Source organism: Streptomyces sp. R28, assembly GCF_041052385.1.
Classification (GTDB): Bacteria; Actinomycetota; Actinomycetes; order Streptomycetales; family Streptomycetaceae; genus Streptomyces.
Genome location: NZ_CP163439.1, coordinates 1,410,819 through 1,433,874 on the forward strand (window position 1 = coordinate 1,410,819; position 23,056 = coordinate 1,433,874).

Genomic DNA, 23,056 nt, shown 5'->3' on the forward strand with positions numbered 1-23,056 from the left:
ACTTCCGGACAGCGGAAAGACCAGTGAGTTTACGGGCGTAGATCTGCGCGGAATCAGTTACCGGCCGGTGAACAACCGGCCGGTAACGTCGTTTCAAAGCCATGGGCGAGGTTCCCCGGTGGCTGAATAAGTGGTGTTGTGACTGCGCCGAAAAGCCCCGGGCGTCATATTGACCCGGCGTATGAAGAACTTGGTGAAGTTGGTTACCTCGGTGAATCCGAGCTGGCGGGCCACGGCGGCGATGGGCAGGCGCGTGTGCGCGAGCAGGCGGCGCGCTTCGAGAGCCACCCGGGCGTCGATCAGATCCTTGGCGGTGGTGCCGGCCACGGCCCGGCACGCGCGGGCCAGGGCACGGGTCGTGCAGTTGACCGCGGCGGCGTAGTCCTCCACCCGGCGGGTCGTGCGGTAGGAGCGGTCCAGCTCCTGCCGGAACCTCAGGAACAGTTCGCCCCAGCCGTTGTCGAGGTCGACCTGCGCATGGTCGTCACTTGCGCGCTGGGACCTGCATATCTGGTCGATGGTCAGCACGAAGACCGCCAGCAGGTGTTTGAGAAGGTCCTCCCCCAACCTCCGGTCGCCACGCCGAAATTCGTCCCGCATCAGGTCGAGGACGCGCCCGAGGTCGGCCCGCTCGGCCTCCTTCAGCCTCCAGTGCGAGGGCCGCAGCACATCGTCGAGCATCCCCATGAAGGCGTTCATGCGCAGAGGGAACGCCTCGGTGAACAGGACGAGGTCGGCTTCCAGGTCGGGTTGCGGTGCGGACTGGATCACCTGGTTCGGCCGGATCCACAACAGGCTTCCGGGGCCGCACTCGAAGCGCGTCGAGTCTACTGAGAAAGTGCCCGAGCCCTCATCGACCAGCAGGATCTGGTGGAATTCGACCCGATGTGGGGCGGCGAGGAACTCCTTCGAAGACCACGTCAGCAGTTCCCGGTAAGACGTCACTGCGATGCCGATTCCCGGTCGGCAGACCGGGGTGTAGGGAACAACGGGGATCGGCAATGAGGCGAAATCGACCATAGGACTTCCGGAAACGACCTTTCCCACACCGATTGAAGATTGAATTATAGCGGTGGCCGCCCGTTGCCGGATCCACCTCCGGCGCATGCACGAGTCGACATGCTCGCCTCACGTGCAGATGAAAGGAACGAGACGGGATGACCATGCCCCACCCCGGCAATCCGGAACGCTCGGTCGTCGATCGCGCCCTGAGCGTTCTGGGCGCGTTCGACCGGCAGAACCGCACCCTGACACTCAGCGACATCAGCCGACGTTCAAGGCTCCCGCTCGCGACGGCGCACCGCATCGTGAACAAGCTGCACGGCTGGGGAGCCCTGGAGCGAAGCGACGAGGGCGGCTACAGCATCGGCTTACGGCTCTGGGAGACGGGGACCCTGGCGCCGCGCTGCTCACCCCTCGCCGAGGCGGCCCAGCCGCACCTGATGGAACTCCACGCCCGCACCTCGGCCGGGGCGTTGCTCGTGATCCGCGACCGCGTCGAGGGGCTCTGCCTCTCGTTCGCCGTGAACGGGCCCCACGCCCTCATGTCCTGGACCGAGTCCGGCGATCGCATGCCGCTGCACGCCTGCGCCACGGGGCTGGTCCTGCTCGCCCACGCCGACGAGGTCGTCCAGAACGAGGTCTGCGCGGGGCCACTGCGCGCGTACACGCCGACGACGCTGGCCCATGGCCCCACGCTGCGGCAGGCCCTGGCCAAGATCAGGCGCGAGGGCTACGCGGTGACGCACCGTACGCCGGACCCGGACTGCAGCGCCGTCGCGTTTCCCGTGCGCGCCGCCGACGGAACCGTGGTCGCGGCGGTCGGCGTGGTGGCGCAGGCGGACACGTTCCGACCGGCGAAGCTGCTGCCCCTGGTGTCCGCAACGGCCGACGCCGTGTCCCAGCACATACGGCCCGCCGGCCGGCGTACGACCGGCGCCACCGCATGACCCCAGGGATCTCCGTCAGACGGTCGTGGACGACGACGGCACGAAGGGCGCCCCGTGTCCCGGCACGATCAGGGCCGGGCCGAGGGCCAGGACCTTCTCCCTGGCCGCCCGCAACTGTTCGCGGTCCGGGGCGAAGGGGTCGTCGGCCGGCCCCTCGGCGGTCCACCACAGATGGGTCAGGACCACCAGGCCCTCGTCGGCCGTGACCAGGGTGCTGACGTCCTCCGCCGTGTGGCCGGGGGTCGTCATGAGGGTGATCGACGGGGAGAGCCGGTATCCGTCGGCGTCGCGGTCCTCCCAGATGTCGTCCTGGTAGATGGCCATGTGGTCGTGGAAGCGAGCCTCGGGGAACAGTGCCGCGTTCAGCGTGTGGTCCGGGTGGTGGTGGCTGAAGATCACGTCGGTGACGTCTTCGGGAGCCAGTCCGCGCTGCGCGAGCGGGTCCAGGATGAGCCGGCGGTCCGCGACCATGCCGGGGTCGACTATCGCGACGGTCTCGTCGTCGACGAGCAGGGTGACGGTGCCGGCCACCCGCTCGTCGGCGTAGCCGGTGGTCAGGACATACAACGATGCGGTCAAGACGGGCTCCTGAAGTCGGTGGTGGGTGCGTCGGTTCACGCCGGTCAACGAGAAAGGAACTGCCGGAAGCCGATGAGCAGGGCGCGCAGGCCGGTGTCGAACGCGAGCTCGGCCCGGCGGTGGTCGGTGGGGGTGTCGTCGAGTACGGCGCTGAGGTGGGGGGCCGTCTCGCGGGTCACGTCGGAGACCATCACGGGCGGCGCGACGAGGTCGAGGGCCGAGCCGAGGATGAAGTTCTCCAGCGCGTTGATCAAGGGCATGACCTGACTGGTGGTGAATCCGCCGGTCAGCAGGAGCTCGGCGACCTTCTCGTACATCGCGTGCATGAAGGGCTCGGCCAGCGGCGCCGTCGCGAGCAGGGGTACCGCGCCGGGGTGCGCGGCGAAGGCCGTGCGGTAGGCGCGGGCCCATTCCTCCAAGGCCTGCTCCCAGGGCCGGGAGGCGTCCCAGTCGTCGGGGCCGGCCTCCCGGGCCAGCTCTTCCCTCATCAGCGAGATGATCTCGTCGCGGCCGGACACATGGTGATAGAGCGCGGAGGGAGCGACCCCTAGCGCTCTGGCCAGGGCGGGAATGGTGAGGACGCCCTGCTCGTCAGCGAGTCTCAGCGCTGCGGCACCGATGCGTCGGCGGTCCAGCAGAGGGGTGCGCGGCCTTGGCACGAGGGCTCCTCTTCGTACGTCTCCTCCGACGGGCGACGGCACGGCCGCCCCCGGGTGGTCACCGGAACTTTACCGAACGACTTTCAGTAAAACTCTTCCCGGCCGCTCGGACGCCGCCTACATTACCGAAACCGAATCAGTTTCAGTTCGGTTGTCGTACGACGGAAGGTGCCGCCGCCATGCAGGCCGACATCGTGTTCACCGGAGGGACCGTCAGGACCGGGGCCACCGAAGGCCCTGCGTTCGACGCCCTCGCCGTCACGGGCGGCAGGATCAGTGCGCTCGGGGCGGAGGCGCTCGCCGCCCGCGGTAGCGGCACCGCTGTGGTCGACCTGCGGGGAGGCGCCCTGCTGCCCGCGTTCGGCGACGGGCACGTGCACCCGGTGATGGGCGGCCTGGGCCTGCTCGGAGTCCCCGTGCGCGAGTGCACCTCGGTGGAGGAGATCGTCGAGGCCGTACGGTGCTGGGCCGAAGAGCACCCCGAGGCCGAGTGGATCACCGGCGACGGCTTCGACGCCTGGCTCGCCCCCGGCGGCCGGTTCGACGCCCGCCTGCTGGACGCGGCCGTCCCCGACCGGCCCGTGGTGCTGCGCACGATGGACCACCACACGGCGTGGGTGAACACCGAGGCCCTGCGCCGGGCCGGGTTCACCGCCGCCACCGCCGACCCGGACGGCGGAGAGATCGTGCGCCGGGAAGGCTCCACCGAACCACTGGGCACCCTGCGCGAGTTCGGCGCCGTGCTGCCCGTCCTCGGCCTCGTGCCCCAGCCGTCTCACCAGGCGCATGTGGACGCCCTGCGCGAGACCGCCGCCCGGTTCGCCGCCGCCGGGGTGACCTGGGTGCAGGACGCCTGGGTGGAACCGCACCACGCCGACGTCTGGATCACCGCGGCGACCAGTGGCCCGGGGCTGCCCATCCGTGCCGACCTGGGCTTCTTCCTGGGCCCGGAACACTGGCGCGAGCAACTCCCCCGGCTCGCCGCCGAGCGTGAACGTGTGGAGGGCGCCGCCCCGGGGCTGCTCACCGCACATACCGTGAAGTTCTTCGCCGACGGAGTCATCGAATCCGGCACGGCCGCCCTCCTGGAGCCGTACACCGACTGCCCGCACTCCCACGGCATAGCCAACTGGACTCCGGCGGAACTGGCCCGAGCCGTCACCGCGGTCGACGCCCTCGGCTTCCAGCCGCACATCCACGCGCTCGGCGACGGCGGCGTCCGGGCCGCCCTCGACGCGATCGAGGCCGCGGCCCGCGCCAACGGCCCCCGTGACCGCCGCCCGGTCATCGCCCACGCCCAGCTGATCGACCCCGCCGACCTGCCCCGCTTCGCCGCACTCGGGGTGATCGCCAATCTCCAGCCGCTGTGGGCCCAGCCCGACCGCCTGATGACCGACCTCATCCTGCCGAGGATCGGCCCGGAACGCGGCACGCGGCAGTACCAGATCGCCGCCCTGCTCGACTCCGGCGCCCACATCGCGTTCGGCAGCGACTGGCCGGTCACCGATCACGAACCGCTGCGGGGCATCGCCACCGCCGTGACCCGCCAGACACCCGACGGAATCCCCGACGGCGGCTGGCTTCCCCAGGAGCGGATCGACACCACGACCGCACTGGCCGCCTACTCCGCCGGATGCGCCTACCAGGCGTTCGAGGAGAAGTCATGGGGCGTCCTGCGCCCCGGTATGCGCGCCGACCTGGTGCATCTCGCCGCCGACCCGGTCGAGACCGCACCCCGCGACCTCGCGCACCTGCCCGTCCTGGGCACCTGGCTCGCCGGCCGGCGCACACACGGCTCCGGCACCCCCGTCCCCCTGTCGGCCGGAGGGCTATAGCCTCTCGGCGTCGTCACGGCCGGGCCCGCGTGCCAGGGACAGTCCCCTCCCCCCGTCGACCTCACGCATCACGCGGAGACCTCCATGACCGAGCCCCACACCTCCACCGCTCTCCAACACCCCCCGTCCGCCACCGGGGCGGACCCGACCGGCCGTCTGCAGCGGGCCACGCTCGGCGTCAGTGACATCGTGTTCTTCGTCGTGGCGGCCGCCGCACCGCTCACCGTCATGGCCGGCATCGCCCCGCTCGCCATCCTCTTCGGCGGTATCGGCGCCCCGGTCGCCTACCTGGCGGTCGGCGTCGTCCTGTGCCTGTTCGCGGTCGGTTTCACCGCTATGACGCCTCACATCCGCAACGCGGGCGCCTTCTACTCGTACGTCTCCCGGGGCCTCGGCCGCCCTGCCGGACTGGGAGCGGCGCTGCTGGCGGTGTTCTCCTACAACGCCCTGCAGATCGGCACCTACGGGGCCTTCGGCTTCTTCGCCGCCGGCACCGCGAACGACCTCCTGGGCGTCGACCTGCCGTGGCCGGTCTACGCCTTCGCCGGGATCGCCGTGGTGTGGTTCCTCGGCTTCCGGTCCATCCACGTGGGCGCCAAGGTCCTCGCCGCCCTGCTGATCGCGGAGACCGCCGTCCTGGTGCTGCTCGCCGGCGCGATCCTCGCCAAGGGCGGTGCGGACGGGCTGAGCCTGGCCTCCTTCGCCCCCTCCAACGTCTTCACCTCCCAGATGGGCGCACCGCTCGGCCTCGCCGTCGCCGCCTTCATCGGGTTCGAGGCCACCGCCCTCTACCGTGAGGAGGCCCGCGATCCCGACCGCACCGTGCCCCGCGCCACCTACCTGGCCGTCGGCTTCCTCGGCCTCTTCTACACGTTCGTCGTCTGGGTCATCGTCCAGGCCTTCGGTGACGACAAGGCCGTCGGGACCGCGGCCCAGAACCCCGCCGAGATGTTCTTCACCGCCATGACCCGCTACGTCGGCGGCTGGGCCACCGACCTGCAGCGCGTCCTGATCGTCAGCAGCCTCCTGGCCTCCCTGCTCGCCTTCCACAACGCCATCACCCGCTACGGATACGCACTCTCCGCCGAGGGCGCCGTCCCCGCCCGCCTGGGCCGCATCCACCCCCGGCACGGCTCTCCCTGGGTCTCCGGTATCGCGCAGACCGCGCTGGCGGTCGTCGTCACCGCCGTCTTCGCCGCGATCGGCGCACACCCGTACAACCAGTTCCTGCTGTGGGTGAACACCCCCGGAGTGGTCGGCATCCTCGCGCTGCAGACGCTCGCGGCCTGCGCCGTGGCCGTCTTCTTCCGCCGCAACCCCGGCGCCCACACGGCGGGACGCCTGCGCACGGTCGCCGCGCCGGTGGCCGCCGCGCTCCTCCTGGCCATGATCACAGGACTGGTCTGCACACGCCTGACGCTCTTCACCGGTGCCGGGCCGGCCGTCAACTGGACGCTGGTCGCGCTCACTCCGGTCGTCTTCCTGACCGGCGCGCTGCTAGCCCTGCGGATCCGCCGCAACCGGCCCGACGTCTACGCCAGGATCGCCACCACTGACGTCGACTCCGGATGACCGTCTGATCGCCCTTCCTCCGGCGTGGTCCGCTCGGAGCCGGGCCGTCCCCTCCCGGAGGGTTCCACCCTCTGGGCGGCCCGGACTCCCGTCGATGTCCGGGACGACGGGCGCTCGGAGCCGACAGGGCCTGCCCGCAGGAATCGCATCGGGAACTCCCGGGCGTCAGGCCGATTGGCCACGCGGCCCGGTCCCGGCCCAAGGTGCAGATACCTGATGCGGTCGGGGCCGCGCGCGGAGCCCGCCCGTCACGTCTGCGCTGCCGTCCCGAAGGGGAGGGGTTCGCCGGAGCGCAGGTGTGCCCTCAGCCCCTGCTCGGTGTTGCTCACGTGGAGCAGTGCGGCGGCCTGGCTGAGGGCGGCGTCGCGGGTGGACAACGCGTTGAAGATCGCCTCGTGCTCGGCGAGGGTGCGGCCCGCGGCCTTGTCGTCGACCAGACCGCGCCAGATGCGGGCGCGCAGTGTGCGGCCGGAGATGCCTTCCAGGAGGGTGAGGAGGGTCTCGTTGCCCGTGGCCGAGACGACTGCGCGGTGGAAGGCCGCGTCGTGGGCGTTGAGCTGTTCGACGTCGTCGCGGGCCTCGCGCATGGCGTCCAGGTGCCGCTTCACTTCGGCCAGTTGGGCGTCGGAGATCCGGGTGGCGGCAAGGGCCGTGGCGGCCGGTTCGAGGAGCCGCCGTACCTCCATGAGGTCCTGCAGGGCGACCGAGTCGCCCTGCAGCAGCTCCACCGCACCGCCGAGTCCCTCCAGGAGCAGGCTCGGCTGCAGGCTGGTCACATAGGTGCCGTCCCCCCGCCGGACCTCCAGGACCCGCGCGACGGCCAACGCCTTGACCGCTTCGCGGGCGAGGTTGCGGGACAGGCCCAGCTGGGCGGCCAGGTCCGGCTCCGGCGGGAGCTTCGAACCCGGGGGCAGGGCGCCGGTCCGGATCAGCTCCCGGATCTGCTCGATGGCCTTGTCCGTCAGAGACAACGCGACCCTCTCCCCCGGCCGAGCTCCGCGGGCACGTCCGACCTGATCAGCCCCTGAGCGCGCAGGTCGGCCCAGAGCCCGTCAGGGATGCGCTGACCATGGAGTTCCACGTTTCGTACGACCTGTTCCGGAGTCCGCATGCCGAGAGTCACGTTGATGATACTGGGATGCGTGTGGGGGAAGGCGATGGCGGCGGCGGGCAGGGTGGTCCCGTGCGCCTCGCAGACGTCTGCGATCGCCCGAGCACGGGCGACCAGAGCCGGCGGGGCGTCCCGGTAGTCGTATTTCATGCCCTCGGTGGGCCGGTCGCGGGAGAGCAGGCCGGAGTTGAAGACGCCGACTGCGACGACGCTCTTGCCGAGTTCCCGTGCGGCGGGCAGGACGTCGTCGAGCGCGGACTGGTCGAGGAGGGTGTAGCGCCCGGCGAGCATGACGACGTCGGCGGCGGTTTCGCGCAGGAAGCGGGCGAGCATGGCCGACTGGTTCATGCCGGCGCCGATCGCGCCGATCACGCCTTGGTCGCGCAGGTCCGCGAGGGTGGGCATGGCTTCGTCGGCGGCCTGGCGCCAGTGGTTGTCGGGGTCGTGCAGGTAGACGATGTCGAGGTGGTCCAGGCCGGTGCGTTCCAGGGTGTCCTCGATGGAGCGGAGCACGCCGTCGCGGCTGAAGTCCCATTGCCGGCGCAGGTCGTCCCGGACGACGAAGCCTTCACTGTCGACGCCGCGTGGACGTTCGTTGGGGACGAGGAGTCGGCCGACCTTGGAGGAGATGACGTACTCGTCACGCGGGCGGTCTCGCAGGGCCGCGCCGAGACGGTGTTCGGAGAGGCCGAGGCCGTAGTGCGGTGCGGTGTCGAAGTACCGGATGCCCGCGTCCCAGGCCGCGTCGACGGCGGCCGAGGCGTCGGCCGCCGGGGTGACGCGGTAGAGGTTGCCGATCACGGACGCGCCGAAGCCGAGTTCGGTGAGGGAGACGGACGTGTTGTGGATCTTCCGCTGGTGCAAGTCGTGCTCCTGGGATACGGATGACGGGGTGCCGGTCAGCGTCTGACGTGGGCTGATCCGCCTGCGATGAGTGCCTCGACCTCGGCGAGTGTGGCCATGGAGACGTCTCCGGGGGTGGTCATGACGAGGGCGCCGTGGGCGGTGCCGTAGGCGAGGGCGTGTTCCAGGGAGGTGTGGTTGAGCAGTCCGTGGATGAGGCCGGCGGCGAAGGCGTCGCCGGAGCCGATGCGGTCCAGGACGTGCAGGCCGGGCATCCGGGGGCCGGTGACGAAGCCGGTCTCAGGGGACCAGGCGGCGGAGGACCAGTCGTTGACCCCGGCCGAGGGCACGTCCCGCAGGGTTGTCGCCAGTACTTTGGCGGCGGGCAGTCGGCTGGCGATCTCGGCGAGGGCGTCGGGTACTTCGTCGGCGCCGATGCGCTGTGCACCCGGGTGTGTTCCGGTCAGGCCGAGGGCGCCGACGATGACGTGGGCGTGCCGGGCGAGGCGCAGGTCGGTCTCGCGGGCCCGGTCGGGGCCGCCTCGGCCGGTCCAGAGGCTGGGGCGGTAGTTGGGGTCGTAGGAGACGGTGACGCCGTGGCGGCGGGCGGCGGCCATGGCCTCGTCGGCGACGTCCACGGTGGTGTCGGACAGGCCGGCGAAGATGCCGCCGGTGTGGAACCAGCGCACCCCGGCCGAGAACACTGTGTCCCAGTCGATGTCGCCTTTGCGTAGCTGGGAGACGGCGGTGTGGGCGCGGTCGCTGACGCCGAGGGCGCCGCGGATGCCGTAGCCGCGTTCGACGAAGTTGAGGCCGTTGCGGGCGGTGCGGCCGATGCCGTCGTCGGGCACCCAGCGGATCAGTGTGGTGTCGACGCCGCCCTGGAGGATGAGGTCCTCGACGAGCCGGCCGACCGCGTTGTCGGCGAGGGCGGTGACGATGGCTGTGCGCAGGCCGAAGCAGCGCCGCAGGCCGCGTACGACGTTGTACTCGCCGCCGCCCTCCCAGAGCTGGAAGGTGCGGGCGGTGCGGATGCGTCCCTCGCCCGGGTCGAGGCGGAGCATCACCTCACCGAGCGCCACCACCTCGGTCACGTCGTTCACGTCATGCTCCTGTCCACGGCCTCGGCGGTGAGCCGGCTGATCTCCTGGTAGTCGCCCCGCCGAAGGTGGTCGGTGGTGGCCATCCAGCTGCCGCCGACGGCGAGGACCGCCGGCTCGGCGAGGTAGGCGGCCATACGCGAAGCGCCGATCCCGCCGGTCGGCACGAACCGCACCTGGGGGAAGGGAGCCGCCAGCGCCCGCAGCATCCGCAGACCGCCGAGCGGCTCAGCGGGGAACAGCTTGACCGTGTCCAGGCCTGCCTTCAGGGCGCGCATCAGCTCGGTGGCGGTGGCGATGCCGGGCATCACGGGCACCTCCAGCTCGCGGCACTTCGCGACGACTTCGTCGTCGAAGCCGGGCGAGACCACGAAGCGGGCCCCGGCCGCCACAGCCCGCTCCGCCTGCTCGGGCGTGAGGACCGTGCCGGCGCCGACGGCCAGGCCACCGTGCGCCGCCATGGTCTTGAGTACCTGTTCGGCGTCCGGTGTGCGGAAGGTGACCTCCACGCAGCGGGCACCGCCCGCCGCGAGCGCGTCGGCCAGCGGGCCGGCCATCGAGACGCGCCGCACCGTGAGTACTGGCAGCACGCGGGTTCCGGCTAGCACGGAGTCGAGGCTGGTGTTCATCGGCCGAGCCATCCGCCGTCGACGGGCAGGATGACGCCGTGGACGTAGGCGGCGGCGTCGGAGGCGAGGAAGACGGTGGCGCCCGCCAGGTCGTCGGCGCTGCCCCAGCGGCCGGCCGGGATGCGGTCCAGGATCGCTTTGCTGCGCACCGGGTCGTCCCGCAGGGCCTGGGTGTTGTCGGTGGCGATGTAGCCCGGGGCGAGGGCGTTGACGTTCACCCCGTGCGGCGCCCACTCGTTGGCCAGGGCCTTGGTCAGACCGGCGATGCCGTGCTTGGCGGCGGTGTATCCGGGCACGGTGATGCCGCCCTGGAAGCTGAGCAGCGACGCCGTGAAAATGACCTTGCCCTGGCCGCGGGCCACCATCACCGCGCCCACCGCACGGGTCAGCGCGAACTGCGCGGTCAGGTTGACCTGGAGCACCAACTCCCAGTCGGCGTCGGCGTGTTCGGCGGCCGGAGCACGGCGGATCGTGCCCGCGTTGTTGACCAGAATGTCCACCGGCCGCTCGCGTCCGGCGAGGTCCACGCCCAGGGCCCGTACGGCGTCCGGGTCAGCGAAATCGGCCCGGATCGCCTCGAAGCTACGGCCCGCAGCACGCACGTCCTTCTCCACCGCGCTGCCGGACTCCTCCAGCGTGGCACTCACCCCGATGACGTCCGCTCCGGCCACGGCGAGCGCACGGGCCATGGCCCGCCCGATACCGCGCCGGGCACCCGTAACGACAGCCAGCTTCCCGGTCAGGTCGAAGGCGCTCATACGGCGGCTCCCTGAGCAGCCTCGGTGCCGGTGGTGCAGTCCACGAGGATCTTCATCACGTCACCGCCGCCCTCCAGGGCCTCGAACGCGGCCGGCGCCTGCGTGAGGGGCACGACCTTGCTGATCAGCCGCTCGGCCGGAATCGTCCCGTCGGCGACCAGGGCCACCGCCCGCTCGAAGTCGCCGCGGTCGTACAACCGGGCGCCCACGAGGGTGAGTTCGCGCCAGAAGAAGCGGTGCAGGTTGACCTCGCGGGGCCGGGGGTGGATGGCGACCAGGCACAGCCGCCCGCGCACTCCCAGCACGTCGACGGCCGTGTCCACGCCGCCCGCCGCGCCCGACACCTCGAACGCGACGTCCGCCCCCGCCTCCCCCGTCCACGCATGGACCAGCTCGGGCACGTCATCGGCCGCCGGATCCCACGCCGTCAGCCCCAACTCCCCGGCCAGCAGCCGACGGTGAGGGTTGAGCTCCACCACCCGGACGTCGGCTCCGGTGGCTCGTGCGACCAGCGCGATCAGGATGCCGACCGGTCCGCCGCCGACCACCACGACCTTCTCACCGGCGGCGACCTCGGCCCGGCCCACGTCGTGCACGGCCACCGCCGTCGGCTCCACAAGCGCCGCCCGCTCCAGGGCCAAGGCCTCCGGCAGCCGGATCAGCGTCGAAGCAGGGACGGTCCAGCGCTGCTGCATCGCACCCGGCGAGTCGATCCCGATGAAGTCCAGGTGCCGGCACACGTGTTGATACCCGGAACGGCAAGCCGGGCATGTGCCGTCCCACCGCAGCGGCATCACAGTCACCGCATCACCGGGCGCCCAGCCCTCCACGCCCGGCCCGACGCGTACGACCCGGCCGGACATCTCATGCCCCAGAACGGCAGGCACGGCGACCCGGGCGTCCATGTCGCCGTGGAAGATGTGCAGATCGGTGCCACAGATACCCACATAGGCGGGCGCCAGCTCCACCTCACCGAGGCCGGGCGGGGAAAGCGCGGCGGGAGCCGTGTCCAGGGTGCGGGCGGCCGTGTAACGGACTGCGAGTGTCATCGGGTGATCAGGGTCCCTTCAGCGCGGACGCCGATGGTCAGCAGCAGGTTGGCGTAGGTGCGGGTGTCGGCGGTGACGATCGCCAGCGCCAGGTCGGGCGAGCGGGCGGCGTCGTAGAACTCGAAACGTCCGAGCGTGTCGACCGGAACGGGTGCCAGCATCGAGCGGTACTCGGCGATGGCCGGCGGCTCCGGTTCGCCCTCCGGCGGCACCATCACGTGGGCCGCCTCGACCGGCAGGGCGCGCAGCAGGACGTCGAGCACGGTGGTGACGTCCAGCAGGCCGGGAGCCAGGTTGAGGTGGACGGTCCGGGCGCGGTCGCCGGTGGCGGTGCTCGCGGGGTAGTGGCCGTCGGCGAGCAGTACGCGGGCGCCGTGGCCGGCGCCCGCCAGGGTTTCCAGGATGCCTGGGTGCAGCAGTTCCGTCAGGAGCACTACGTTCTCTCCTTCGTCGGGGCGGGGGTCAGGTGGTAGAAGGCCGTCGCCGTGCCGGCGAGCACCGCGTGGATCTCGGTGCCGGAGCACCCGTTCAGGAGTTCCTCGACGGTGGCGGCCCAGCGGTTCCATCCGCCGGCGAGGACGCAGACGGGCCAGTCGGAGCCGAACATCAGGCGGTCCGGACCGAACGCGGAGAGCAGTACGTCCCACACCGGGCGGATGTCGTCGACGGTCCACTTCTCGAGGTCGGCCTCGGTGACGAGACCCGACACCTTGCAGCGGACCTGGGGATGCCTGGCCAGGGGCCGCAACTGCTCTGCCCAGTCGGCCAGTTCCCGCCGCGCGACGGGGGGCTTTCCGGCGTGGTCCAGGACGAGCGGCAGCTCGGGGAGCCGTTCCGCGAGGCGGGTCGCCTGCGGGAGCTGGTGGCTGCGGATCAGCACGTCGTATCCGAGCCCGCGCTCCCCCACCGCTCGCAACCCCCGCTCGACGTCAGGCTGTTGGAGCCAGCGCGGATCGGACTCGCTCTGCACGAGGTGGCGTACGGCCCGCAGGTACCGCCCACCGGCCCCGGCCCGCAGGTCGTCGAGTACGTCGCCGACCGCGGGGGACGTCAGGTCCGCCCAGCCGACGACTCCGCCGATCAGCGGGTCGCTGTCGGCCAGGGCGAGCAGGTCGCGTGTCTCGAGGACGGAGGCGATGCACTGGACGACCACGGTGCTCGTCAGTCGCCGTCCGGCGATCGGCCGGGTCGCGGCCGATCGCAGGGCGTGCGAGTCGAAGCTGCGACGGATCGGCTCGTGCCCGGGCTCGTCCAGCCAGGGCTGCGGCCGGATGTTCAGGTCCCATACGTGGTGGTGGGCGTCGACGAGGGGCTGGGCGTCAGACACGGGCGCTCCAGACGGGGCCGTCGGGGTAGGTGTACTCCTTGAGGGACTCGGGGTGCATCTGCGCGCTCAGTCCCGGGAGCGTGGGCGCGAGGTAGTGGCCGTCGACGATGCGCACCGGGTCGACGAAGTGCTCGTGCAGGTGGTCGACGTACTCGATGACGCGGTCCTCGGTCGTGCCGGAGACGGCGACGTAGTCGAACATCGAGAGGTGCTGGACCATCTCGCACAGGCCGACGCCGCCGGCGTGCGGGCAGACCGGGACGCCGAACTTCGCGGCGAGCAGCAGGATCGCGATGTTCTCGCCCACGCCGCCGACCCGCGCGGAGTCGATCTGCACGATGTCGACCGCGCCGGCCTGGAGGAGCTGCTTGAAGACGACCCGGTTGGCGATGTGCTCGCCGGTGGCGACCTTGATGGGGGTGACCGCCTTGCGTACGGCGGCGTGGCCGAGGATGTCGTCGGGGGAGGTGGGCTCCTCGATCCAGTACGGGTCGTACGGCGCCAGGACGCGCATCCAGTCGATCGCGGGCTGGACGTCCCATCTCTGGTTGGCGTCGACGGCGATGCGGATGCCGTCGCCGACGGTCTCGCGGGCGGTGCGCATGCGCCGTACGTCGTCCTCCAGGTCCGCGCCGACCTTGAGCTTGATCTGGGTGAAGCCGTCGGCGACGGCCTCGCGGGCGAGGCGGGCCAGCTTCTCGTCGGAGTAGCCGAGCCAGCCGGGGGTGGTGGTGTAGGCGGGGTAGCCCTGGTCGAGCAGGCGGCCGATGCGCTGTGCGCGGCCGGGTTCGGCGCGGCGCAGGATCTCCAGGGCCTCCTCGGGGGTGAGGGCGTCGCTGAGCCAGCGGAAGTCGACCTGGGCGACGAGGTCCTCGGGCGACATCTCACCGAGGAAGCGCCAGACGGGTTTGCCCGCACGCTTGGCGGCCAGGTCCCAGGCGGCGTTGACGACCGCGCCGGTGGCCATGTGGATGGCGCCCTTCTCCGGGCCGAGCCAGCGCAGTTGGGGGTCGTGGACCAGGCTGCGGGAGAAGGCTCCGAGGTCGCCGCAGACCTCCTCGACCGAGAGGCCCACCACGTGCGGGGCGAGGGCCGCGATGGCGGCGGCCTGGACATCGTTGCCGCGGCCGGTGGTGAAGGCCAGGGCGTGGCCCTCGAGTCCGTCGCCGGCGTCGGTGCGCAGGACGACGTAGGCGGCGGAGTAGTCGGGTTCGGGGTTCATCGCGTCCGACCCGTCCAGGTGCTCGGACGTCGGGAAGCGCACGTCCAGCACGTCCAGGGCGGTGATGCGGGCGGCGGCCGGGGAAACGGGCAGGGCGGATGACATGCGGCAACTCCTGTGAGAGCAGGGGCGATACGGCCCCTTGCGATGAGAGGTGAGGCGGCGAAGGAGGGTCGGCGGCCTGGGCGGCCGCCCGGTTCAGTCCTGGACCTTGCCGCCAGTGATGCGCGAGATGGTCAGCGCGACCAGGATGATCAGGCCGTTGAGGGCGCCGATCCACTGGGCGGGGATGCCGGCGAGGGTGAGCACGTTCTGGATCATGAAGAGCAGCAGGATGCCGCTGAACGCGCCGAACATGGTGCCCTTGCCGCCGTTCAGGCTGATCCCGCCGATGACGGCGGCGGCGAAGACGGTGAAGATGTAGCCGTTGCCCTGCGCCGAGGCGACGGAGGCCAGGCGTCCGGAGAGCATCAGCCCGGCGAGGGCGGCGAGCAGGCTGCCGGTGACGATGACGATGCACAGCATCCGGTCGGTGCGGATGCCGGCCGCCTTCGCGGCGTCGACGTTGCCGCCGATGGCGTAGAGCGAGCGGCCGAAGCTGGTCCAGCCGAGGACGACGATGGCGACGGCGAACAGCAGCAGGCAGATCCAGATGGAGGCCGGCATCCCGAACCACTGGGCGGTGCCGAGGTAGAGCATCGACTCGGGCAGCTGGAAGAAGGTCTGGCCGCCGGAGATGCCGGTGAGGATGCCGCGCAGGACGATCAGCATGCCGAGGGTGACGATGAAGCCGTTGAGGCCGAAGCGGATGATCAGCAGGGCGTTGATGACGCCGACCAGCGCGCCCACGGCGAGCGTGACGGGAATCGCCCAGGCGCCGGACAGCAGGCCGAGGCCGTGTCCCGCGCCGGTCGGCACCACGAGCCAGGCCGCGACACCGGGCGCGAGGCCCATGGTGGACTCCAGCGACAGGTCCATCTTCTTGACGATCAGGATCATCGCCTGGGCGAGGACCAGCAGGGCCATCTCGGACATGGTCTGCAGGACGTTGATGAGGTTGTCGGCCTGCAGGAACACCGGGTTGACGATCTGTCCGACGATCGCGATGACCACGATGGCCGGGACGAGCGCGAGGTCGCGCAGGCGGGCGAGGGGTATCCGGCCGCCGAGCAGCGCGGTCCGCTTCGCCCGGGGCTCCGTGGCCTTGGCGGGCGTGTCCGCGAGGACGGTTTCAGGCATGACGTCAGGCATGCAGGTCCACTCCTTCCATCGCGGCCACGAGGTCGTGGTCGTGCCAGCCGCGGGCGATCTCTGAGGTCACACGGCCCTGGAACATCACCAGGACCCGGTCGCACATGCGCAGGTCGTCGAGTTCGTCGGAGGCGATGAGTACTCCGGTGCCGGTGGCCGCGGTCTCCTCGACCTTGTCGAGGAGGAACTCCTTGGAGCGCACGTCCACGCCCGCGGTCGGGTTGATCAGGACCAGCAGCTTCGGGTCGTCGGCCAGGGCGCGGGCCATGACGACCTTCTGCTGGTTGCCTCCGGACAGGGAGGAGACGGGCAGTTCGGGACCGGGGGTCTTGATCGAGAGCTTCTCGATCATGCCCTCGGCGAGCAGGTCCCGGCGTCTGCGGCTCAGGAACCCGCCCTGGCCGAGCCGCTTGGGCACGGACAGGGTGGCGTTGTCCGCGATCGACATGTCGGGAACGAGGCCCTGGTGGTGCCGGTCCTGCGGGACGAACCCGGCGCCGGCGGCGAGCGCCGCGGGCACGCTGCCGGGCCTGGGCCGTCTCCCGGCGATCTCCACCTCGCCCGCCGATGCCGCCCGCAGTCCTACGACGGTCTCGGCGACCTCGGTGCGCCCGCTGCCGGCGGCTCCCGCGAGGCCGACGACCTCGCCGGCGCCGACCTGGAAGCCGACGTCGTCGTACGCGTCGCCCCGCAGAGCGCGCACGCTCAGCGCGGCCGTGGCGCCGGGGGTGAGGGTGCTCGCCCGTTCCCCTTGCCGGTCGGCCGCCGCCTCGCCGGTCATGGCGGCGACAAGGTCGGCGCGGGGCAGTTCGGCGACCGGCGCCGTGATGATGTGCCGGGCATCGCGGAAGACCGTCACCATGTCGCAGATCTCGTAGATCTCCTGGAGGTGGTGGCTGATGAACAGGAAGGTCACGCCCTGGCGTTGCAGGTCGCGGATGCGGTCGAAGAGCCGGTTGATGGCAGCCCCGTCGAGCTGGGCGGTCGGCTCGTCGAGGATGATGAACCGCGCCCCGAAGGACAGCGCGCGGGCGATCTCGACGAACTGCCGCTGCTCGACGCTCAGTTCACCGGCCGGGGTCTGCGGGTCGACGTCCACCGACCACGTCGACAGCAGGTCCTGTGCGCGGCGACGGGTGGCGTACCAGCTGATGAGCCGGCCCCGTCCGTGGTCGTGCCGGTTCAGGAAGAGGTTCTCGGCGACGGTCAGCGTGGGGATGATCGTCGACTTCTGGTAGACGCAGGCCACGCGCTCGCGCCAGGCGTCGCGGTCGCTGAGCCGGGGGGCCGGCTTGCCGCCGAAGGACACCGTTCCCTCGTCAGGGGCGTGGAGGCCGGTGAGGACCGATACCAGGGTCGACTTGCCGGCCCCGTTGCGGCCGACGAGCGCGTGGGTCTCGCCTGGCCGGATGGTGATCCGGGCGCCGTTCAGGGCCACCGTCGGACCGAATCGTTTGACTATGCCCGTCGCCTCGACGACGGGCAGGTCCACCGGGACCCGTCCGTCGTCCCACGGTGCGGGCGCGGGGGTGACTGCTTGCTCCCCGTCGCTCATCTCAACCGCCTTGTTCTCGTGAGCCGTTGGATCTCGGGAGAGGGATCAGCCGAGGTTGTTGCCCCACAGCGACGTGTCGTCGCTCTTGACGCTGGGCACACCGCCGTAGGTGCCGCCGTCGGCCGTGACCAGCGGGGCGGAGAGCTGGTCCTCCAGCAGGCCGTCGCGGACCTGGATGATCGTGCTGTCGTGGTCCGTCTTGCCGGGCTTGAACGTCTTCCCGTCGATCGCGGCCTTGAGGTAGTACAGGGCGTACTTGGCGTAGAGGTCGGCCGGCTGGGAGACGGTGGCGTCGATCTTGCCCGCGCCGATGGACTTGAGCTCCTCGGGGATGCCGTCGTTGGAGACGACGAAGACGTGCTTCTTGTCCTGGGGGTCGGCCAACAGACCCTTCTGCTTGAGGACTTGAAGGGTGCCGGACAGGGCGAAGCTGGACTGCATGTAGATGCCCTTGATGTCCGGGTGGGCGGTCAGATCGGTCTGCAGCTTCTGCGCCGCGACGGCCCCGTCCCAGTTGGTGGCCTCACCGAACACCTTGATGTCCGGGTAGTTCTTCTTCATGCACTCGTTGAACGCCTCGGTGCGGTCACGGCCGTTGATGGAGTCCAGGCCACCCTCCAGCATCACGACCTTGCCCTTGCCGCCGAGCTTGGTGCCCAGGTACTGGCACGCCTTCTCGCCGTAGGCGCGGTTGTCGGCGCGCACGACCATGAACACCTTGCCGGTGTCGGGGCGGGTGTCGACGGTGACGACCGGGATCTTCTTCGCCTCCATCTGCGCCAGGGTGGGCGCGATGGCGGCGGTGTCCTGCGGGGCCATCGCGAGGCCCTTGACTCCCTGGCTGATGAAGGTCTGCGCGTTGGCGGTCAGCTTGGCGACGTCGTTCTGCGAGTTGGTGGTCTTCAGCTCCAGCCCCAACTCCTTGGCGTACTGGGGCGTGTACTTGATGTAGGAGTTCCAGAAGTCGGTGTCGGAGCGCGGGTAGTCGACGCCGATCAGCGGCGTGTCACTCGACGACGCGGTGGTGGAGCCGCTGCCGCACGCACTGAGCAGCGCCAGTGCGGACAGGGCGGAGACGGCGGAACAGAGGGCGGTTCTGAGTCTCATCGGTGCTTCCTCGCGCCGGTCCCGTAGCGGGAGATGTTTCGCCTCGACGACATCCGTGTATCGCCGCGCAGCATTGATGGGATGTCTTTATAGATGCGCTTCGGGGGCGGCGTCCAGACCTCTGCCGGATCCGCCACAAAAGGCCAGCTCGCGTCCGACCCATGAGCAACAGATGTCACCCGGGAGACAAGATCCATCCCATCAATCGCGAGCCTTCAAGGGTCAGAGCTGCCCGTGAGGCACCGCAAGACATGCCATGTTTGCACGATCGGGACGCATGACAGATATGAGCAAATCGCTCCAATCACCCGACGCAGTAGTCACTTTCATCCCTGCACACTGGTTGACATCCCAGGGCGGCATGGCCGACCTTCATGCGTGGCCCTGCATTCCCCCTGTCCTCTTCTGCATCAGGGATGTGTCCATGTCGAGCTCGATCAACAGACGCCAGTTCCTGGCTTCCGCAACCTGCGTGGCAGCGGCGGCGGTTGCCGGAGGTGTATTCAGTGCCGGTGTCGCGGAGGCGGCGCCCAGCACGTACACACCCGACTGGAACTCGGTCGACCAGCACCCGCCGGCCCCGGAGTGGTTCCAGGACGCGAAGTTCGGGATCTACTTCCACTGGGGCGTCTTCAGCGTTCCCGCCTTCGGTAACGAGTGGTACCCGCGCAACATGTACCGGGCCGGAGACGGCGCCAACCAGCACCACATCGCGACCTACGGCCAGCCGTCGGCGTGGCCGTACCACAACTTCATCAACGGCGCCCAGGACCTGGCGGGCAACTTCGTGAAGTTCGCGCCGAAGCTGAAGTCGGCCGGCGGGAAGTTCGACCCCGACGAGTGGGTGCAGCTGTTCGTCGACGCCGGTGCCAGGTTCGCGGGTCCGGTGGCCGAGCACCACGACGGCTTCTCCATGTGGGACAGCCAGGCCAACGAGTGGAACTCGGTGAAGAAGGGCCCGGGACTGGACCTGCTGAAGCTCTTCTCCACGGCCATCCGCGCCAAGGGCCTCAAGCTGCTGGTGGCCATGCACCACGCGTACAACTTCACCGGCTTCTACGAGTCCGCCCCCGCGCAGACGGACCCCAGCCTCAAGAAGCTGTACGGGCAGCTGGGGTCGGCCGCGGAGAACCAGCTCTGGTTCGACAAGCTCAAGGAGGTGGTCGACCGCGCCCAGCCCGACATCCTGTGGCAGGACTTCAATCTGCGCGCCGTCGACGAGCAGCAGCGCCTCAACTTCCTGGCGTACTACTACAACCAGGCCAACAGCTGGGGCCGTGAGGTCGTCGCCACGTACAAGGACGGCATGAACGGCAAGGGCGAGGTCTTCGACTACGAGCGCGGCGGCCCGGCCGACATCACCAGCCCGTACTGGCTGACCGACGACAGCATCTCCAGCTCCAGCTGGTGCTACACCCAGGGCATCGGCTACTACAGCATCCAGCAGATGCTGCACTCGTTCATCGACCGGGTCAGCAAGAACGGCAACGTGCTGCTGAACATCGCGCCCATGGCCGACGGCACCATCCCCCAGGCGCAGAAGGACATCCTGCTCGGCATCGGCGACCACCTGAAGCGCTTCGGCGAGTCGATCTACGCGACCCGCGCCTGGACGGCGTACGGCGAGGGCCCGACGAAGATGGGCGGCGGCTCCTTCACCAATCCGACGGCCGGCACAGCAAAAGACATCCGCTTCACCCGCAACAAGGCCAACAACGCCCTGTACGCCACCGTCCTGGGCTGGCCCGGCAGCTCACTGACGATCAAGACCCTCGGCTCGGACCGGATCAACCTCTCCTCGCTGACCTCGGTCAAGCTCCTCGGCTCCACCGCCGGCACCTACATCGACCTGCCCACCCGGACCCAGAACTCCTCCGGCCTCACCGTCACCCTGCCGTCCTCCGCGCCGTACAGCGCCAACGCCTACGTCCTGAAGCTCTCGTTCTCCGGCACGATCCCGGGCCTGCGGCCGCTCACCGGCGCCATCGGCTTCAAGGACGTCAACTACACCGGCGACTACGCCCTGCTCACCGTCGGCGACCACACCGCGGCCGACCTGACCGCGATCGGACTGGGCGCGGCCACCCTCTCCTCCCTCCGGCCGGCCCCCGGCTACCAGGTGATCGGCTACGCCGGAGACAACTTCACCGGCACCTCCTGGACCTTCACCGCCGACAACCCCGACCTCAGGGTCACCGGCAACAACGACCGGATCACCTCGCTGAGAGTCCAGTTCAACCCGGCGACGTACTTCCGGATCACCAACGCCACCAACGGCCTCGCTCTGGACAGCGGCGGCAACGTCGCCTCCGGGTCCAACCTCAAACAGTGGACCTGGGACGGCAGTTCGAACCTTCAGTGGCATGCGGAGGCTGTCGGAGGCGGCTACTACCGGCTGGTCAACCGCACGAACGGCATGGTCGCCGACGGCTGGGGCGCCACCGACAACGGCTCGCCGGCCCGACAGGCCGCCTGGAACGGCGGCACCAATCAGCAGTGGACCATCACCCACCGGGGCGGCGACAGCTACTCGATCGCCAACCGCACCACCGGCCTGGTCCTCGACGGCGGCGGCAACGTCGACTCGGGCTCCCTCACCAAGCAGTGGACCTACGGCAGCAGCACCAACCTGCTGTGGACCTTCACCGCGCTGTAGCCGGCGGAGCCCGACGCCGTCGTCGCCGCCTCGGGCGTACCGGACAGCGACTCCTTGTGGGCAGCTCCGGTGGGTATCCGAAGACCGCGCGATGGACGCCTGGTCGGCCGCGACCGCTGATGACGCGCCCCTCTCGCAGGGACCCGCGACAGTAACGCCCGCCAAGGGGTCGAACTTCGACGCGACTGGGCCCTCCTTCGGGGCGCGCGTCCCAGGGGGAACGGGCGGCCACACTCAGCGAAAAGGACACGAATGCACAGAGATGGCATGCATATGACATTCAGGGCGTCGTGGTGGAGGCACAGGAGGCGAACGGCGGTGCTGACCGCGGTGACCGCCCTCATGGCGGCGCTCCTGAGCGGGCTGGGCGCCGCCGGGACGGCGCAGGCGGCCTCGGTGGATTCGAGCGCGTGGTACGTGCTGGTCAACCGGGGCAGTGGCAAGGTGCTCGACGTGTCCGGTGCGAGCACCGCCGACGGGGCGGGCCTGTCGCAGTGGACCCGCCACGACAACGCCAACCAGCGCTTCCAGTTCGTCGATTCGGGCGGTGGCTACTACCGGCTCAAGGCCCAGCACTCGGGCAAGGTGCTGGACGTCTTGAACTACTCCGCCGCCGACCACGCGGACATCGTGCAGTGGGGCGACACGAACGGCAGCAACCAGCAGTTCCGGCTGGCCGACTCGCCCGACGGCTACGTCCGGCTGATCAACCGGGGCAGCGGCAAGGCCGTCGAGGTGGACAACGCCTCCACCACGGACGGCGCCAAGGTCGTGCAGTTCACCGACTGGGGCGGGGCCAACCAGCAGTGGCAACTGGTCCGCGCGACGGGGGTACTGGCACAGGTGCACACCGCGGGAAGGGTCAAGGACGCCGGAAACGCCGTGCAGTACAGCTGGCCCGGCGTGTACTTCGAGGGCCGCGTCAGCGGCACCGGCGTGGGCATCGTGCTGGGCGACTCGGCCGCCGACTACGACGTCCAGGTCGACGGCACCACCGTCGCCACACTCGTCAAGCCCGGCAACACCACGCACTGGATCAACGGCCTGCAGAACCGCGATCACACCGTCCGGCTCGTCAAGCGCAACGACACCCCGGGAGACACCAGCACGTTCGGAGGCTTCGTGGCCGCGCCCGGCGGTGCCGTACTGAGCAAACCGGCCGCCCGCAACCGCCAGATCGAGTTCATCGGCGACTCCCTCACAGTGGGCTACGGCAACCTCTCGACCTCCCGCGACTGCACTGGGGACCAGGTCCAGCGGACCACCAACACCGACGTGAGTTACGGCGCCCTCACCGCCCGGCAACTGAACGCCGACTACCAGATCAACGGCTACTCCGGCCTCGGCATGGTGCGCAACTACAACGGAGGCTCCCCGGACGTCACCTACCGGACCTACTACGACCGTGCCCTGCAGAACGCCCCCGGCGACGTCTGGCAGAACCCGGGCACCTGGCGCCCCCAGCTCGTGGTGATCAACCTCGGCACCAACGACTTCTCGACCGCAGTCAACCCCGGTGAGCCGTGGACGCCCGACAGCCTCGCGACCGCCTACCGCAACGCCTACGGCGACTTCATCCAGAAGCTGCGTACGCGGTACGGGGCCGGAACCACCATCGTGGCCGTCGGCGCCGGCCAGTTCGCCGGCCATGTCCAGCAGGTGGTCAAGGCACGCAACGACGCCGGTGACAGCGGGGTCCGCTACTGGTTCCTCGACGACTCGGGCCTGGACTTCCTCGGCTGCGCCTGGCACTACTCGGCCCACGACGACCGAGTCATCTCCGACCGGCTCAGCTCGTTCATCGCCGGTCTGCCGATCGGCTGGTGACGGCACCGACCGCCCGGGAGCCCCACA

20 protein-coding genes are annotated in these 23,056 nt (G+C 70.2%); 5 read left to right on the forward strand and 15 right to left on the reverse strand.

The genetic code is table 11. The annotated features are described in order from the left end of the window. Positions 1-93 precede the first annotated feature (93 nt). A complete protein-coding gene (locus tag AB5J49_RS06030; protein WP_369167399.1) occupies positions 94-1,020 on the reverse strand; it encodes an AraC family transcriptional regulator in 927 nt (308 codons plus the stop codon). A 137-nt stretch (positions 1,021-1,157) separates the two neighbouring features. On the opposite strand from AB5J49_RS06030, the gene AB5J49_RS06035 reads away from it, so the two are divergent. Beyond that, a complete protein-coding gene (locus AB5J49_RS06035; protein ID WP_369167400.1) occupies positions 1,158-1,949 on the forward strand; it encodes an IclR family transcriptional regulator in 792 nt (263 codons plus the stop codon). 15 nt (positions 1,950-1,964) lie between these two features. Here the strand turns inward: AB5J49_RS06035 and AB5J49_RS06040 are convergent, their stop codons facing one another. Continuing rightward, positions 1,965-2,528 carry an MBL fold metallo-hydrolase gene (locus AB5J49_RS06040; protein ID WP_369167401.1) on the reverse strand — a complete coding sequence of 188 codons (564 nt, stop codon included), beginning with the start codon at positions 2,526-2,528 and terminating at the stop codon, positions 1,965-1,967. A 44-nt stretch (positions 2,529-2,572) separates the two neighbouring features. After that, entirely contained in the window at positions 2,573-3,187 is a 615-nt protein-coding gene (locus AB5J49_RS06045) for a TetR/AcrR family transcriptional regulator (RefSeq protein ID WP_369167402.1), read from the reverse strand. 179 nt (positions 3,188-3,366) lie between these two features. Between AB5J49_RS06045 and AB5J49_RS06050 the strand changes: the two genes are divergently transcribed. Further along, entirely contained in the window at positions 3,367-5,022 is a 1,656-nt protein-coding gene (locus tag AB5J49_RS06050; RefSeq protein ID WP_369167403.1) for an amidohydrolase, read from the forward strand. Positions 5,023-5,106: 84 nt separating this feature from the next. Then, positions 5,107-6,594: an APC family permease gene (locus tag AB5J49_RS06055; protein ID WP_369167404.1), complete on the forward strand. Its 1,488-nt coding sequence runs from the start codon at positions 5,107-5,109 to the stop codon at positions 6,592-6,594. Positions 6,595-6,842: 248 nt separating this feature from the next. Here AB5J49_RS06055 and AB5J49_RS06060 read toward each other — a convergent pair whose 3' ends face one another. The 12 genes from AB5J49_RS06060 to AB5J49_RS06115 all read right to left on the reverse strand — a co-directional run bounded on the left by AB5J49_RS06060 (position 6,843) and on the right by AB5J49_RS06115 (position 18,546). Then, a complete protein-coding gene (locus tag AB5J49_RS06060) occupies positions 6,843-7,565 on the reverse strand; it encodes a FadR/GntR family transcriptional regulator (protein ID WP_369167405.1) in 723 nt (240 codons plus the stop codon). Continuing rightward, a complete protein-coding gene (locus AB5J49_RS06065; RefSeq protein WP_369167406.1) occupies positions 7,556-8,569 on the reverse strand; it encodes an aldo/keto reductase in 1,014 nt (337 codons plus the stop codon). The genes AB5J49_RS06060 and AB5J49_RS06065 overlap by 10 nt, the downstream gene beginning before the upstream one ends. Positions 8,570-8,604: 35 nt before the next feature. Then, positions 8,605-9,642 (reverse strand): PfkB family carbohydrate kinase, encoded by a 1,038-nt coding sequence (locus AB5J49_RS06070; RefSeq protein WP_369175058.1) that lies wholly within the window; start codon positions 9,640-9,642, stop codon positions 8,605-8,607. Between the two features lie 5 nt (positions 9,643-9,647). Continuing rightward, entirely contained in the window at positions 9,648-10,277 is a 630-nt protein-coding gene (locus AB5J49_RS06075) for a bifunctional 4-hydroxy-2-oxoglutarate aldolase/2-dehydro-3-deoxy-phosphogluconate aldolase (RefSeq protein WP_369167407.1), read from the reverse strand. Continuing rightward, positions 10,274-11,035: an SDR family NAD(P)-dependent oxidoreductase gene (locus tag AB5J49_RS06080; protein WP_369167408.1), complete on the reverse strand. Its 762-nt coding sequence runs from the start codon at positions 11,033-11,035 to the stop codon at positions 10,274-10,276. Before AB5J49_RS06080 ends, AB5J49_RS06075 begins: the two co-directional genes overlap by 4 nt. Next, positions 11,032-12,084 (reverse strand): zinc-binding dehydrogenase, encoded by a 1,053-nt coding sequence (locus AB5J49_RS06085; protein WP_369167409.1) that lies wholly within the window; start codon positions 12,082-12,084, stop codon positions 11,032-11,034. The genes AB5J49_RS06080 and AB5J49_RS06085 overlap by 4 nt, the downstream gene beginning before the upstream one ends. Next, positions 12,081-12,518, reverse strand: coding sequence for an RbsD/FucU domain-containing protein (locus tag AB5J49_RS06090; protein WP_369167410.1), 438 nt, complete (start codon positions 12,516-12,518; stop codon positions 12,081-12,083). The genes AB5J49_RS06085 and AB5J49_RS06090 overlap by 4 nt, the downstream gene beginning before the upstream one ends. After that, complete coding sequence (locus tag AB5J49_RS06095; RefSeq protein ID WP_369167411.1) at positions 12,518-13,411, reverse strand: amidohydrolase; 894 nt, start codon at positions 13,409-13,411, stop codon at positions 12,518-12,520. The genes AB5J49_RS06090 and AB5J49_RS06095 overlap by 1 nt, the downstream gene beginning before the upstream one ends. Next, on the reverse strand, positions 13,404-14,738 hold the full coding sequence (locus AB5J49_RS06100) for an L-fuconate dehydratase (RefSeq protein WP_369167412.1): 1,335 nt from the start codon (positions 14,736-14,738) through the stop codon (positions 13,404-13,406). The genes AB5J49_RS06095 and AB5J49_RS06100 overlap by 8 nt, the downstream gene beginning before the upstream one ends. Positions 14,739-14,831: 93 nt before the next feature. Beyond that, positions 14,832-15,872 (reverse strand): ABC transporter permease, encoded by a 1,041-nt coding sequence (locus AB5J49_RS06105; protein WP_369175059.1) that lies wholly within the window; start codon positions 15,870-15,872, stop codon positions 14,832-14,834. Between the two features lie 4 nt (positions 15,873-15,876). Then, entirely contained in the window at positions 15,877-17,439 is a 1,563-nt protein-coding gene (locus AB5J49_RS06110) for a sugar ABC transporter ATP-binding protein (protein ID WP_369167413.1), read from the reverse strand. A gap of 45 nt (positions 17,440-17,484) precedes the next feature. Beyond that, entirely contained in the window at positions 17,485-18,546 is a 1,062-nt protein-coding gene (locus tag AB5J49_RS06115; protein ID WP_369167414.1) for a sugar ABC transporter substrate-binding protein, read from the reverse strand. 424 nt (positions 18,547-18,970) lie between these two features. Here AB5J49_RS06115 and AB5J49_RS06120 point away from each other — a divergent pair, with 424 nt between their 5' ends. Together AB5J49_RS06120 and AB5J49_RS06125 are read left to right on the forward strand one after the other, a co-directional pair. Next, the gene (locus AB5J49_RS06120) at positions 18,971-21,202 is read left to right on the forward strand and encodes an alpha-L-fucosidase (protein WP_369167415.1); all 2,232 of its coding nucleotides are present in this window, start codon (positions 18,971-18,973) and stop codon (positions 21,200-21,202) included. A gap of 342 nt (positions 21,203-21,544) precedes the next feature. Continuing rightward, positions 21,545-23,029 (forward strand): RICIN domain-containing protein, encoded by a 1,485-nt coding sequence (locus AB5J49_RS06125; RefSeq protein WP_369175060.1) that lies wholly within the window; start codon positions 21,545-21,547, stop codon positions 23,027-23,029. Positions 23,030-23,056 lie beyond the last annotated feature (27 nt).